The following is a 14,129-nucleotide window of genomic DNA, read 5'->3' as shown; positions in this document are numbered from 1 at the left end:
GTCTCCGCCCGCTGCAGGATGCCTTCATGGCCAAGCACTACCTCGAGTTCGAAAAGCCGATTGCCGATCTCGAAGCCAAGATCGAGGAGCTGACGCTGCTGTCCGAGACGGCCGGTTCGTTCGACTCCGAAATCGCCGGCCTGACGCGCAAGGCCGGGGAACTGCGCCGCAAAATCTACGGCAAGCTGGACCCCTGGATGAAGACCCAGGTGGCCCGCCACCCCCAACGCCCGCACCTGGTCGACTATATCGACGGCCTGTTCACCGACTTTGTCGAGTTGCATGGCGACCGTCAGTTCGGCGACGATCAGGCCATCATCGGCGGTCTGGCCCGCTTCCGGGGGCGCCCCGTGGTGGTCATGGGTCAGGAAAAGGGCCACGACACCCAGACCCGCCTGACCCATAATTTCGGCATGGCCCGGCCCGAGGGGTACCGCAAGGCGGTGCGCCTGATGGACATGGCCGAGCAGTACAGCCTGCCGGTGCTGACCTTTGTCGACACGGCCGGGGCCTATCCCGGCCTCGGCGCAGAGGAGCGGGGTCAGGCCGAGGCTATCGCGCGCTCGACCGAGCGCGGTCTGACGCTCGGCGTGCCGTCCATCGCCACCATCACCGGTGAAGGGGGCTCCGGCGGGGCCATCGCCATCGCCGCCGCCAGCCGTGTGCTGATGCTGGAACACTCCATCTATTCGGTGATCTCGCCCGAGGGTGCCGCCGGCATCCTGTGGCGCGACGGCGCCCGGGCCAGGGACGCGGCCATGGCCATGAAGATCACCGGCCCCGATCTGATGGACCTCAGGATCGTGGATCGCCTGATCCCGGAACCGGTCGGCGGGGCCCACAGCGACCGCGCAACCGCCATTGCCAATGTCGGTGATGTCCTGGCCGAGGAGCTGGAGGCCATGAAAGGGCTGTCGCCCGAGGAACTGCGCCGCAAGCGCGCCGAGCGCTTCTACGCCATCGGCCGCATGAGCTGACGACATTCGCTCGTCATCCTCGGGCTTGACCCGAGGATCGGTCGTGAGATGCCGACGCCGTGCGTGACACCGACCCTCGGATCAAGTCCGAGGGTGACGGAGGTTATCAAGCCTTCAGGGCAGACCCCCGCGTCTGCTTGCGCCACAGGGTCGCGTATTCGCCGCCCTGACGCGCGACCAGTTCGGTATGGGTGCCGCGTTCGACCACCCTGCCGTCCTTCAGCACCAGGATCAGATCGGCATCCGCGACGGTCGATAGCCGGTGGGCCACCACGAGCGTTGACCGCCCGGCGCGGGCCTTGCGCAGCGTCTTCTGGATCGCCTGTTCCGTGCGGCTGTCCAGCGCACTGGTCGCCTCGTCCAGGATCAGGATGCGGGGGTCGGCCAGCAGGGCGCGAGCAATCCCCACGCGCTGGCGCTCGCCACCCGACAGCTTCAGCCCGCGCTCGCCGACCTTGGTGTCCAGTCCGTTCGGGAGGGTCCGGATGAACGTGGCCAGCTCGGCCGCCTCCGCCGCCTGCCAGATGTCCGCCTCGCCAGCCTCGGGTCGGGCAAAGGCGATGTTGGCGCGCAGGGTATCGTTGAACAGGGCGACATCCTGCGGGACCAGAGCCATCGCCCGTCGCAAGGAGGATTGGGTCACCGCCCTCGCATCCTCGCCGTCGATGGTCACCCGGCCTGTCTGCGGATCCAGAAGTCTCAGCGCCAGCTTGACGACGGTGGACTTGCCCGCCCCGGACGGTCCGACCAGAGCCACCGTCTGACCGGGCTCCAGCGTGAAGCTGACATCCTCAAGCCCGGCCGACCGGGCGTCGTGGCGAAAGCTGACATCCTCGAACGCCAGACAGCCGCCGCGCGCATCGACCGGACGGACCAGATCATGGGCATCGGACGCATCGGCCACCTGCGGGCGCTGACGCGTGACCTTCAGCAGTTCTTCCATGTCGATGAAGCCCTGCCGGATCTCGCGGTAGGCAAAGCCCAGAATGTTCAGCGGGGCATAAAGCGAGATCAGGATCAGGATCGCCGCCATGACGTCGCCCGGCCCCAGCCGCCCGGCCGCTGCCTCGAACCCGGCCATGACGGCCATGATGGCCAGCCCCAGGTTCATGATCAGGGCCTGGATGCCATTCAGCATGGCCAGCGAATTGTTGGCCTTCAGCGCCGCCTGCACATAGGTGGTCAGCGCCTGGTCATAGCGGGTCGACGTCCGCATCTCGGCCCCGAACGACTTGACCGTCTCATAGTTCAGCAGGGCATCGACCGACAGGCCGGCGGCCTCGGAGTCAGCCGCATTCATGGCCCGGCGGTGCTCCAGCCGCCATCCGGCCATCCCGAACGTCACCGCTGCATAGATGACCACGACCGCCACGGCCACGACCGCAAACCGCCAGTCATAGCGCGCGCCCAGCACTCCGGCCGCAAGGATCAGCTCGATCCCCGTGGGTGCCAGGTTGAAGACGATGATGCGCAGCAGGAAGTCGACGGCCCGCGAGCCGCGTTCCATGATCCGGGACAGGGCCCCCGACCGCTTGGTCTGGTGAAAGTCCAGCGACAGCGACAGGGCATGCGAGAACGTATCGGCGGCCATCTTGCGCTGGGCGGCGGCGCGCACCGGGGCGAACACCACATCCGAAAGCTGCGGTGTCAGGGACGACAGGAACCGCACCCCGGCCCAGCCGAGGGCAAAGGCGGCAAACCCCCAGCCGACGGCGACCGCAGCCCCCTGCCCCGCCGCCAGCTCATTGACCGCGATGCCCAGCAACACGGGCGCCGCCACCCCCAGCGCCTTGCCCAGCAGGGTCAGGGTCAGGGCTGCGGTGATCCTCAGCCTCAGCTGCGGCGCACCTGACCGCCCGACGACCCCGAACAGATCGGCCAGCGCCTTCCAGGTCGATGGATTTTCTGCGGACGACTCCGCCGATGCGCCGTCCAGAGCCTTGACCGCGGGGTCCGTATTGCGCCCCCGCCCTCGTTCACCGCGCATCGCCATGGGCCCTATATGGAGGGTGTCGCGGGTTTGACAAAGCGGTCAGCCGATCCCGGCAATCGCCTCGATCAGTTCCTCGACGGCCTCGGTCGTCGTAGCCCACGAACAGACGAAGCGCACCGAGCCGTCGTCGAACCGGTAGCAGGCCCAACCCGCCTCGTTCAGGCGTCGATGGGCCATCGCGGGCATGCGTACGAACACGGCGTTGGCCTCGACCGGATGGGCCAGCACATGGGGCGATCGGGTGACGATCCCCTCGGCCAGCTTCTGCGCCATGGCGTTCGCGTGGGCGGCGTGCGCCTCCCATGCGCCGGTTTCCAGAAGGCCCAGCAAAGGCGCCGCCAGGAAGCGCCCCTTGGACGCCATCTGACCGGCCTGCTTCAGCCGGTTATCGATCCGCCGGGCCAGGGAGGTGTCGAACATCACCAGGGCTTCGCAGCACAGGGCACCGGCCTTGGCGCCGCCCAGCACCAGCACATCCACGCCCAGCCGCGCAATCGACGTCAGGTCGAATCCCGCAGCCGCCGCATTGGCCAAGCGGGCGCCGTCCATGTGGACGCCATGGCCGCGCGCCTTGACCGGATCGATCAGGGCCTTGAGCTCGTCTGTGGTGTAGACGGTCCCGTATTCCGTGGCCTGGGTCAGCGACAGGGCCGCCGGCGGCTGACGATGGCCGACCTCGGGCTCGGACAGGTGCGCCGCCAGCGCCACAGGATCGATCTTCCCCGAAAAGCCCGGCAGTCCGATCAGGCCGACACCCTGGCCGAAGAAGCCCGGTGCCCCGGTCTCGTCGGTGCAGACATGCGCCGCGTGATGGGCCAGCACGGCCTCGAACGGCCAGGCCAGCATCGACAGCGCCAGCGAATTGGCGGCCGTGCCTGAGAATACGAACCGGATCTCGGCATCGGCATCCAGCTTCTGGCGGATCAGGTCCGCCGTGCGGGCGCTGACGTCATCCGTGCCATAGGCGCGCGCAAAGCCTTCATTGGCCTGGGTCAGCGCAGCCAGCGCTTCCGGTGCCATGCCGGCCGTATTGTCGGAGCCGAAATCGTAGCGCATGGCTCAGTCCCCGGCCTGTTCCGGCTGGTCAGGCTGCACCAGAACCACACGCCTCAGCCCGCTGCCCTTCTGGGGCACCTCGACCTGATGCGGGAACGGGATTTCGATACCGGCATCATCCAGGGCTTCCTTGCCGCCCTGCATCAGATCGGCCTGTGTCTGCCACCAGTCTCCGGAGGCCACCCAGGCGTGCAGGGTAATCTGCACGGCGCTGTCCAGCAGGCCGGTGACGCCCGACCACACGGGCGGGTCCTTCAGGACCTTGTCATGCAGCCGCGCGACCCCCTCCAGCACCTCCCGCGCCTGCGTCAGATCCTCGCCATAGCCGACCGTGAAATTGATCTCGACCCGTCGGCGGGTCTGGCCGGACAGGTTCAGGATGCGATCCCCAAGCACCTGCGAATTGGGCACGACGATCTTGTGATTGCTGCCATTGGTCATCTGGGTGGTGAACAGGTCCAGCTTCTCGACCGAACCGACCGCGCCGCCGATATCGACCACATCGCCTACCCGATACGGTCGCAGGATCAGCAGCATCACCCCCGCCGCCACATTGGACAAGGTGCCCTGCAGGGCCAGACCGACGGCCAGCGATGCCGCACCCAGAACCGCGATGATCGAGGTCGTCTGCACGCCCAGTCGCTGCAGCACAGCGATCAGACCCATGATCAGAACGGCGACCCGAACGATCTGCACCGCAAAACTGAGGACGGTCGAGTCGCGCCGGAAGGCGCTGACCCGGCCCAGGCCCCTGCGCGCGGCCGAGGCCGCCCATCGCGAGGCCATGACCGTCGCGATCAGAATAAGGATGGCCAGCGTCAGGTTGACGGCAAAGTCACCGACCAGCTCCGTCGCCTTGGCGATCAGGGCAGCATCCAGGGTCACGGCATCCCGGCCCGAGGCCAGGGTCGAGGCAAGTAGGCTGGGGCTATCGCTCATGCCCCGGGTCTAGCGCGCCCGAAAGGCTTGTGAACCCCCCGGCCGCGAATTCTTTAGCCGTCCGCCTGGTCGCTCAGGCAGCGGCCTGGGCCAGGGCATCGGTGCCCATCATCGCGCGCAACGCCTCACGGCCCTCGCCGACATGGGTCATCATCTGGGCCAGGGCGGCGAAATCGATGGGCTTGTTCAGATAGGCGTCGGCCCCGGCTTCAAGACCTGCGGCGTGATCCTCGCTGCGCGCCGATGCCGACAGCACGACGATTGGTGTTTCGGCATTGACCCCGGCCCCGTCGCGGATGTGCCGCGTCGCGGTCAGGCCGTCCATGACCGGCATGTTGACGTCCATGATGATCAGGTCGAACGGCTGTTCGGCACAGGTTTCCAGCGCCACCTGCCCGTTCTCGGCGGTGGCCGAGACGTGACCGGCCGAGCTCATCCAGGCCTCCAGGATCATGCGATTGACCGGGTGATCCTCGACGATCAGCACCGACATCTGGCGCCCGTCCTCGACCTCGTTGGCGACTTCCTCAACGGCTTTCGGGGCAGCCCACTCAACCACCTCGGCCTCGACGGCGAAGGTGAAGGTCGAGCCCTTGCCCAGTTCCGACCGGACGGTGATGTCGCCGCCCATGATGTTGGCCATGCGCCGTGAGATCGTCAGACCCAGCCCCGTGCCGCCGAACCGGCGCGTCGACGAGGCATCCACCTGGGTGAAGGGCTGGAACAGACGCTCCAGATCCTCCGGAGCAATGCCGGTGCCGCTGTCGGTTACGGAGAATTCGAACGCCACCCGCCGGTCCCCCAGTCGCTTGCCGGTGACCGAATAGGCGACCTTGCCCGTGTCGGTGAACTTGACCGCGTTCGACAGCAGATTGTGGATCACCTGACAGACGCGCAGCGGGTCGCCGCGCACGGTGGCCGGGATATCGCCTTCCCAGCCGGTCTCGAACACCAGCCCCTTGGCCTCGGCCTGGGCCTGGAACGGGCCCGTCACGCGGCGATGCAGATCCTCGACCGAGACGTCGACGACCTCAAAGGTCATCTTGCCCGCCTCGATCTTGGTCATGTCGAGGATGTCGTTCAGCAGGCTCAGCAGATTGTCGCCCGAGTTGCGGATGATCGACAGATATTCGCGCTGGGTCGTTTCCAGCCGCGTCGCGCTGAGCAGCTGCGCGGCCCCCAGCACACCGTTCATCGGCGTGCGCAGCTCGTGCGAGATGATCCCCAGGAAGTTGGACTTGGCGTCATTGGCGGCATTGGCCTTGTCACGCGCCGCTTCCAGCTCCTCAATCAGATGGGCCTGATGGGCCTGGAAGGCGCGAATCCGTTCCTCGCGCATCATGGTCATGGTCACCAGCACGAACAGCCCGGCGGCCGTGAACGGTACAACAGCCAGGAAGGGCCAGAACAGCGGCGTCCCCCACTGGCTGACCGCGATGATGAGCGCCACAGCTCCATAGGGGGACGAAATGACCACGGCCTGGCGCGGCGAACTGCGCAGTTGCGCAAACACCAGCACATAGCCGGCCACCAGCAGGGTCAGGGCCAGCGGCTGTCCGAACGGCGCGCCCGAGAACCAGGCCAGAAGCGGTGCCGTTGCCCAGGCCGCGGTCGTCACCGTCGCCACGGCGGGGAAAACCAGACCCCAGCCCGCACCGACCCGCTCGCTGATACGTTTCTCGACCGCGCCCCGCGCGGCACCGGCCGCGAGCGTTCCGACGAACCACAGGCCGGCCGTCATGGGACCGAGGGTCGCCAGCAGGCCAAGCGCCCAGCTGGTGATGATCAGATAGCGCAGATACTGGGTCTGCAGAATGGCGCGCAGAGCCGCGGCGGCTTCGCCTGGCGCTGAGTCCTGCCCCAATCCGTCCGTTTCGACCAAGGCGGGCCCCCTCCACACCGTCAGCGAGAAGCTGTCACGCTAGGCAGAAGGTTCTAAGAGTAGGTGAATCTGCGTATCTTTCGCGTCATGCGTTCAGGACGCGGCGCTTTCAGCCTCAGCCGGAGTAAGCGCCTTCACCGACAGGGCGTGCACCGGGCCGGCCATTTCCTCTCGCAACAGGTCCAGCACGCACCGCTGCCGCGCGACACGCGACAGGCCCTCAAAGGCTTCCGACACGATCGTCAGATTGAAATGGCTCTCGCCCCCGGGCTTCGCATCCATGCCGCCCTCGTGGTGGTGACCGGCGTGGCGCGCGCTGTCGTCGACCAGTTCCATGGCGTCCGGCGACAGCCCTGCCCCCAGCTTTTCGAGAATTCTTAGCGCAATCGGGCCATGCGACATGCCATCTTCCTTGATGAGGACCAAATCAGGCCTACACTTTGGGGGATGCCCTCCTCGTTTCAATACAAGCCGCGCTTTACCGATATCCGCGTCAAGCCGCCCCGCACCGACGAGGAGCGGGCGGCCGAGGCCGATGTCCTGCGCCTCAAGCCGGGCGAAAAACCCTGCCAGTGGCCCGACTGCGGCCGGGCGGCGACGTCCCGCGCACCCAAGTCGCGGGAGCGCATCAACGACTTCTACCAATTCTGTCAGGCCCACGCCGCCGAGTACAACAAGGGCTGGAACTTCTACGCCGGCATGAGCGAGGCCGAGATCGCAGCCGCCCGCGAGAATGAGGCCATGACCGGCGGCCGCCCGACCTGGGAGATGAAGGCGGGGCGCCTGAACCGGGAGTCGGTCGCCGCCTCGAAAGCCGGCACGACAGGCGGCACCTGGCGCGACAGTTTCGGCCTGTTCGGCCGTCGGGGAGAGGCCGTGCCGGAAAGGCCCGGCGAGGATCGGCGCATCGGCCGACTTGAGCGCGCCGCCCTGGCCGACCTCGACCTGGAACCCGGCGTCGAGAAAAAAGCGATCAAGGCTCGCTACCACGAACTGCTGAAGCGCTTTCACCCCGACCACAACAAGGGCGACCGCGGCGCCGAGGCCAAGCTGCAGCGCGTCATCAAGGCCTGGAAGACCCTGCAGAAGGCCGGTCTGGCCTGACGGGCTTCAACTCCGCTCCCGCATCCGCTAAGCGCACCCCATGACCTCTCTGCTCGACGCCTCCCCCGATCCCCTGCTGACGCTCGAACCGCACCGCAAGGCGTCGGTCCGGGAGTTGTTCGGCATCGACGCCGACATGACCGTGCCGGTCTTTGCCGAGCGCGACAGCCATGTGCCGGACGTGGACGAGGCCTATCGCTTTGACCCCCAGACGACGCTGGCCATCTGCGCAGGCTTTGCCTTTGACCGCCGCGTCATGGTTCAGGGCTATCACGGCACCGGCAAGTCGACCCACATCGAACAGGTCGCCGCCCGGCTCAACTGGCCGCTGGTGCGCGTCAACCTGGACAGCCACGTCAGCCGGATCGATCTGGTCGGCAAGGACGCCATCGTCCTGAAAGACGGCAAACAGGTCACCGAATTCCGCGAAGGCATGCTGCCCTGGGCTATCCAGCGCCCGATCGCCCTGGTGTTCGACGAGTATGACGCCGGTCGCCCCGATGTGATGTTCGTGATCCAGCGCGTGCTCGAGGCGCAAGGCCGCCTGACCCTGCTGGACCAGAACCGCGTCATCCGCCCGAACAAATTCTTCCGCCTGTTCGCCACGACCAATACCATCGGTCTGGGCGACACCTCGGGCCTCTATCACGGCACCCAGCAGATCAATCAGGGCCAGATGGACCGCTGGAACATCGTGACCACGCTCAACTACCTCGACCACGACGTCGAGGCCGAGATCGTCGCCGCCAAGGTCCCCGAATGGCAGGACGCCGAGGGCAAGCGCACCATCGCCGCCATGGTCCGCGTCGCCGACATGACCCGCAACGCCTTCATGAACGGCGACATCAGTACGGTCATGAGCCCCCGCACCGTCATCACCTGGGCCCAGAACGCCACCATCTTCGGCGGTGACATCGGCCTCGCCTTCCGCCTGACCTTCCTGAACAAGTGCGACGAGCTGGAACGCCCGACCATCGCCGAGTTCTACCAGCGCGCGTTCGGCGAAGACCTGCCCGAAGCGGCCACGCGGGTGAAGGTGGGGTAGGCCCTACCCCCCGTAATACGTCGGCGAACCCGGCCCCACCGGCAGGCCCAGGCCGAACACCCACAGGAAGAACAGCACCGTCCAGGCCAGGGTGAAGAAGATCGAATAGGGCAGCATCATCGCGATCATGGTGCCGATCCCGACATCCTTGTTGTAACGGGTCGCCCACGCCAGGATCAGGCCGAAATAGCTCATCATCGGGGTGATGATGTTGGTCGTGGAATCCCCGATCCGGTAGGCGGTCTGGATCACCTCGGGCGAATAGCCGATCAGCATCAGCATGGGCACGAAGATCGGCGCGGTCAGGGCCCACTGGGCCGAGGCCGAGCCGACCATCAGATTGACGAAGGCGCAGATGGCGATGAAGGCGATGAACACCGCCGGCCCGGTCATGCCGGTGTTCTGCAGGAAGACGGCGCCGTTGACCGCCGTGATGGCGCCCAGATTGGTCCAGTTGAAGAAGGCCACGAACTGGGCGGCGAAGAAGACGATGACCAGATACAGCCCCAGCGTCGACAGGCCCGAGGCCATGCCGTCGATGATGTCCCGGTCGTTCCTTACCGTACCGACCACCCGTCCATAGGCAAAGCCGATCACCAGGAAGAACAGCAGGATCCAGACGGCGAAACCCGAGAAGAAGGGCGAGCGCATCTGATCGCCGGTCACCGGGTCGCGCAGCACGCCCCACTCCGGCAACAGCGTCAGCGCCATCAGGCCCAGCACCGCCAGCACCCCGAGGCCCGCCATCCACAGGCCCTTGCGTTCCTTGTCCGACAGGGGGGCCGCGCCATCCTCGTTCAGCACCGCCGGGTCGGCGCGCGAGGAATCGTACGCCCCCAGCTTGGGCTCGACGATGAAGATACTGACCAGCGAGCCGATGATGGTCACCAGGAAGGTCGAAACCGCCATAAAATAATAGCTGGCCGTCGCGGTCACCTGATAGGTCGGGTCGATCAGGCGCGCGGCCTCCTCGGTGATGCCCGCCAGCAGGGGATCGATGGTGCCGATCAGCAGATTGGCGGAATAGCCCCCCGAGACGCCGGCGAAGGCCGCCGCCATACCGGCCAGCGGATGTCGTCCCAGCGAATAATAGACCGCTCCGGCCAGCGGGATCAGCACCACATAGCCGACCTCCGATGCCGTGTTGGAGATCACCCCGGCAAAGACGATGGCCACGGTCACCACCTTCGGCGAGGCACTGAGCACCAGGGCGCGAACCGCCGCCGACAACAGGCCGGAGCGCTCGGCCACGCCGATGCCCAGCATGGCCGTCAGCACCACGCCCAGCGGCGCAAAGCCCGTGAAGTTGCTGACAAGGCCGGTGAAAATGCGGCGCAGTCCGTCCCCGTTCATCAGGCTGATGGCAGTGATCATGCCGTCTTCCGAGCGCCCCGAGGCCCCGACCGGCCGGGGATCCTCGACCGCCACCCCCATCCAGGCGAACAGGCCCGACAGCAGCACAATGCCCACCGCCAGCAGGAAGAACAGCGTCACCGGGTGCGGCAGGCAGTTGCCCAGCCATTCGACCCCGTCCAGGAAGCGGGTGAACAGATTGCGCCTCGTGACAGGCGGCGTGCCGTTCGGCGTGGCCGGCGGGGTGTCGGTCATCGGGTCCTCCCGGTCTTCAGGCGGTATGGATTAGCGGGCGACGGGCTTCGTCAGGTCGAACGCCACGCGCAGCAGGCGGTTCTGGCGAGCCAGCTCATAGACATAGGTCTCGCCCGGATTGACCTCGACGGCCCAGACATTGGTGGTCGAAACCGCCGCATTGTTGGCGTTGAACAGGGCGATCGAAAAGGCGTCGACCGGAAATTCCTGGCGTGTCGCCGTGCCCGCGTTCTCCGTATCCCCGCCGTACCAGTGCAGGGTGTGCGTCGTGCCGTCCGGGTCGCGGTGATCGTGCTTCAGCGTCAGGCCGGCCGACGTACGGGTGATCACCCAGGTGCGGCTGTGGTCGGTACCCACATGGAAGGGAATGCGGATCTCGGTCGCGGAACAGTCGCGCACATGCATGACCAGCCGCTGGCTGCGGAAATCGGCGTCGACCGGATCGTCGGTCACCACCTTGCCCTCGAACGTCTGGCCGCACAGCGCCGTCAGATTGGCGAAGAAGACGTCCTGCGCGCCACCGGCACCGCCAGCGGGGCCGGTGGCACAGCCGGCCAGCAGCATCAGGGACAGGGCGGTCGCGGGGGCGCTCAGGGCCTCGGGCAGGGTTTTCATGGCCGTCACCGTAGCCGCTCAGCCCCCGGGCACAAGAAAAACCGGCTGCGGCAATGTCGGCGTTGACTTGGGCGCGCGCCTGAGTATGTTCCGCGCCTCTCATTCCACGGCTTTCGCCGTCGCAAAGGTAATTGTCCGATGGCCAAACCGGCATCCATCAAGATCCGCCTCAACTCCACGGCGGACACCGGCTTCTTCTACGTCACCAAGAAGAACGCCCGCACCATGACCGAAAAAATGGTCGTCAAGAAGTACGACCCGGTCGTGAAGAAACACGTCGAATTCAAGGAAGGCAAGATCAAGTAAGATCCTGCTTTAAAACCTCGTCATGCTCGGACAACGAGCGCAGCGAGGCCGATCCGAGTATCAAACGCCCGGTCCGCAAAGGCCGGGCGTTTTGCTGTTCAGGCGTTCTCCGCGTCTGCCGCTTCGATTGGCTCCCATTCGATCCCTGCCGCCCGTAAGCGGGCATACGGATCGTCACCAAACTGCCAATTCGCAGGCATGGACTGCCTCATACCGACCGCGTTGACGCTATCCAGGCGCCGCGCCTCCTCCGGTGTGACATGAACGATCTTGAGGTGTTGGCTGATAAACGCGGCGATATCTTCGTCCGAAGCGTCGCGGGTAAGCATCTCGTGACAGGCCCGCACAATCATCACGCAAGGAATGACGTGCTCGCGTTGTTTGGCTCCAATCGAAGTAGAACGGCCAATCGTGACCAGCTCGTCGTCGATCAGGGGTCGATCCCAGACGCGAGTGGGAAGATTGCTTTTCCTCCCACATCCCTCGGATGACATGAGCGACCCTTAGGGTTGCTCGGCGAAGCAGTTCTTCACGTGAAAATTTCGTCGTATCGATCACCCGCTCATCCCGCTGCGGCCTTGGCCAAACTCTATGTTCCTGCAGTCCAGCACCTTTCAGAATCACGCCCATACTTACCCGGGCTTCACCGCATCGAAATAGTGGTTGCCGCCCCCGTCGGTCTGCTGGTCCGCGAGGATCAGCCCCGCTGCCTCCAGCGCCTGTCTATAGCCCGTTTCTCCCAGCGAGCGGGACGGTCGCCCGGTCAAGAGATCAGCCCACTCGCATTCCTGTTGCGGCGCGCTGAACAGGAACCGCCCGCCGGGGGCCAGCGCCCCGGCGACCCGCGCGATCAGCCGGTGCTGATCCGCCTCCGGCAACAGGAACATCAGGCCCACGGCCACCGCCGCGTCGAACGACCGTCCGAACAGATCGCTGGTCTCGGTGGCCTCGCAAGCGACCGGACAGTCAGGAAATCGCCGCCGGTATTCGGCAACCAGCGTCGGCGAGGCATCGACGCCCCAGACCTCAAGCCCTGCCTCGATCAGGGTGCGCGTGACCGGCTCGCCAAAGCCACAGCCGATGTCCAGGACCGTCCCGCCCGGCGGCAGCAACTTGGCCCAACAGCGCACCACGTCCGCGCCGGTGTCCGACCGTGCTGCCATGAAGGCTTCGGCAGCCGCCTCCCATCCATGTGAAGGGTCTGTGGTCATGCGCTCAGGTTAGCACGCCGCCCAGATTCACGCCGCCCGGGCAATCACCCGGTTGCGACCGGCGGACTTGGCCTCATAGACCCCCTCGTCGGCGCGTTTCAGCAGGGCGTCGGGGGTGTCGTCGCGGCCCGTGGTCGCGGCCACGCCGATCGAAATGGTGATCTGCAGATGGGCGTCGCCGCCCATGACGGGGAACGGCGCGCCGGCCATGTCCGCCCGGATGCGGTCGGCGATCCGCACCGCGTCTTCCAGCCGGGTGCCCGGCATGACCACGACAAACTCCTCGCCGCCCATCCGGCACGGCAGGTCCACGGCCCGCACCTTGGTCGCCAGACGCACGGCGAATTCGCGCAGAACCTCATCGCCGGCATCATGGCCGAAGCCGTCGTTGACCGCCTTGAAGTGGTCGATGTCCATCATCAGCACGGCCACGGGCTCGCCGCCCTGATTGGCGCGCCCCACCAGCGCCTGCAGCTGACCGGCCATATAGCGGCGGTTATGCAGGCCGGTCAGGGCGTCGGTGACCGCCATTTCCAGGCTGTAGTCCAGCTTCTGACGCAGGAAGTCGGCATAGCGTTTGCGCCGTACCTGGGTCCGGGCCCGGGCGGCCAGTTCCTCGACATCGATGGGCGTGGCCAGGATGTCGTTGGCCCCCAGTTCCAGCGCCTTGACCATGCGGGCGCGTTCATGCGGGTCGACCACCGCCAGCACCGGCAGGGGCCGGGTCGATTCCATCGACCGGCTCTGGGCCACCAGCCGCAGCCCGTCGAACCCGCGCGAGGCCGTATTGGCGATCACCAGATCGAACGGACCGCGCAGCGCGGCCAGACCCTTTTCGATGTCCGTCTCGACGGTCAGCCGATGTTCACCATCCAGCTGGCTGCGAATACGCTCCACCTGGCGCGGGTCATCATCGATCAGCAGGATCCGCCCGCCGGTGGCCCGCAGCCGCCCCGCCGCATCGGTGTCGACACCCAGCCGACGTCCGCTTTCCTCGCGCGACCGCAGCTCGTCCATGATCGACTTCAGTCGCGTCAGGGACCGCATCCGCGCCAGCAGCACCACATCATCGATCGGCTTGGTGACGAAGTCGTCGGCCCCCGCCTCCAGACCTTTGATACGCTCGTCACGCCCGTCCAGCGCGGTGACCAGCACCACGGGAATATGGCGTGTGGCCGGGTCGGCCTTCAGCCGGCGACACGTCTCGAACCCGTCCATGTCGGGCATCATGACATCCAGCAGGATGATGTCGGGATGATGGGCCGCGGCCAGATCCAGCGCGGCCTGACCGCTGTTGCAGGTCAGGACGTCGTAATATTCCATCGTCAGCTTGGCTTCGAGCAGCCGGACGTTGGTTTCAATATCGTCGACAACGAGAATTCTGGCTGGCATG

At 66.2% G+C, this 14,129-nt stretch carries 14 protein-coding genes; 4 read left to right on the top strand and 10 right to left on the bottom strand.

What is annotated here, in order from left to right; genetic code table 11:
* Window positions 1-26 precede the first annotated feature (26 nt).
* Entirely contained in the window at window positions 27-977 is a 951-nt protein-coding gene (locus tag IBJ06_RS02940; RefSeq protein ID WP_292157057.1) for an acetyl-CoA carboxylase carboxyltransferase subunit alpha, read from the top strand.
* Between the two features lie 106 nt (window positions 978-1,083).
* Here the strand turns inward: IBJ06_RS02940 and IBJ06_RS02935 are convergent, their stop codons facing one another.
* The 5 genes from IBJ06_RS02935 to IBJ06_RS02915 form a co-directional block, all read right to left on the bottom strand.
* A complete protein-coding gene (locus tag IBJ06_RS02935; protein ID WP_292157056.1) occupies window positions 1,084-2,964 on the bottom strand; it encodes an ABC transporter ATP-binding protein/permease in 1,881 nt (626 codons plus the stop codon).
* A 45-nt stretch (window positions 2,965-3,009) separates the two neighbouring features.
* Complete coding sequence (locus IBJ06_RS02930) at window positions 3,010-4,026, bottom strand: beta-eliminating lyase-related protein (protein ID WP_292157054.1); 1,017 nt, start codon at window positions 4,024-4,026, stop codon at window positions 3,010-3,012.
* A 3-nt stretch (window positions 4,027-4,029) separates the two neighbouring features.
* On the bottom strand, window positions 4,030-4,965 hold the full coding sequence (locus tag IBJ06_RS02925) for a mechanosensitive ion channel family protein (protein ID WP_292157052.1): 936 nt from the start codon (window positions 4,963-4,965) through the stop codon (window positions 4,030-4,032).
* Window positions 4,966-5,038: 73 nt separating this feature from the next.
* Window positions 5,039-6,847 (bottom strand): ATP-binding protein, encoded by a 1,809-nt coding sequence (locus IBJ06_RS02920; RefSeq protein WP_292157050.1) that lies wholly within the window; start codon window positions 6,845-6,847, stop codon window positions 5,039-5,041.
* A gap of 93 nt (window positions 6,848-6,940) precedes the next feature.
* On the bottom strand, window positions 6,941-7,249 hold the full coding sequence (locus tag IBJ06_RS02915; protein ID WP_292157048.1) for a BolA family protein: 309 nt from the start codon (window positions 7,247-7,249) through the stop codon (window positions 6,941-6,943).
* A 45-nt stretch (window positions 7,250-7,294) separates the two neighbouring features.
* Between IBJ06_RS02915 and IBJ06_RS02910 the strand changes: the two genes are divergently transcribed.
* Together IBJ06_RS02910 and cobS are read left to right on the top strand one after the other, a co-directional pair.
* Window positions 7,295-7,951 (top strand): J domain-containing protein, encoded by a 657-nt coding sequence (locus IBJ06_RS02910; protein WP_292157046.1) that lies wholly within the window; start codon window positions 7,295-7,297, stop codon window positions 7,949-7,951.
* A gap of 40 nt (window positions 7,952-7,991) precedes the next feature.
* Window positions 7,992-8,996: a cobaltochelatase subunit CobS gene (gene cobS / locus IBJ06_RS02905; RefSeq protein WP_292157044.1), complete on the top strand. Its 1,005-nt coding sequence runs from the start codon at window positions 7,992-7,994 to the stop codon at window positions 8,994-8,996.
* A gap of 3 nt (window positions 8,997-8,999) precedes the next feature.
* Here the strand turns inward: cobS and IBJ06_RS02900 are convergent, their stop codons facing one another.
* Entirely contained in the window at window positions 9,000-10,604 is a 1,605-nt protein-coding gene (locus tag IBJ06_RS02900; RefSeq protein WP_292157042.1) for an AbgT family transporter, read from the bottom strand.
* Window positions 10,605-10,634: 30 nt separating this feature from the next.
* Window positions 10,635-11,219, bottom strand: coding sequence for a hypothetical protein (locus IBJ06_RS02895; RefSeq protein ID WP_292157040.1), 585 nt, complete (start codon window positions 11,217-11,219; stop codon window positions 10,635-10,637).
* 138 nt (window positions 11,220-11,357) lie between these two features.
* Here IBJ06_RS02895 and rpmG point away from each other — a divergent pair, with 138 nt between their 5' ends.
* Window positions 11,358-11,525, top strand: a complete 168-nt coding sequence (gene rpmG, locus IBJ06_RS02890; protein WP_029417689.1) for a 50S ribosomal protein L33 — start codon at window positions 11,358-11,360, stop codon at window positions 11,523-11,525.
* Between the two features lie 98 nt (window positions 11,526-11,623).
* Here rpmG and IBJ06_RS02885 read toward each other — a convergent pair whose 3' ends face one another.
* The 3 genes from IBJ06_RS02885 to IBJ06_RS02875 all read right to left on the bottom strand — a co-directional run bounded on the left by IBJ06_RS02885 (window position 11,624) and on the right by IBJ06_RS02875 (window position 14,128).
* Complete coding sequence (locus IBJ06_RS02885) at window positions 11,624-12,019, bottom strand: hypothetical protein (protein ID WP_292157038.1); 396 nt, start codon at window positions 12,017-12,019, stop codon at window positions 11,624-11,626.
* Between the two features lie 138 nt (window positions 12,020-12,157).
* Complete coding sequence (locus tag IBJ06_RS02880; protein ID WP_292157035.1) at window positions 12,158-12,688, bottom strand: class I SAM-dependent methyltransferase; 531 nt, start codon at window positions 12,686-12,688, stop codon at window positions 12,158-12,160.
* A 75-nt stretch (window positions 12,689-12,763) separates the two neighbouring features.
* Window positions 12,764-14,128 carry a PleD family two-component system response regulator gene (locus IBJ06_RS02875; RefSeq protein WP_292157033.1) on the bottom strand — a complete coding sequence of 455 codons (1,365 nt, stop codon included), beginning with the start codon at window positions 14,126-14,128 and terminating at the stop codon, window positions 12,764-12,766.
* Window position 14,129 lies beyond the last annotated feature (1 nt).

This window comes from Brevundimonas sp. (genome assembly GCF_016742135.1).
Taxonomy (GTDB): domain Bacteria; phylum Pseudomonadota; class Alphaproteobacteria; order Caulobacterales; family Caulobacteraceae; genus Brevundimonas.
The sequence above is the reverse complement of the archived record's forward strand: the minus strand, read 5'-3'. Positions and strand labels throughout refer to the sequence as shown.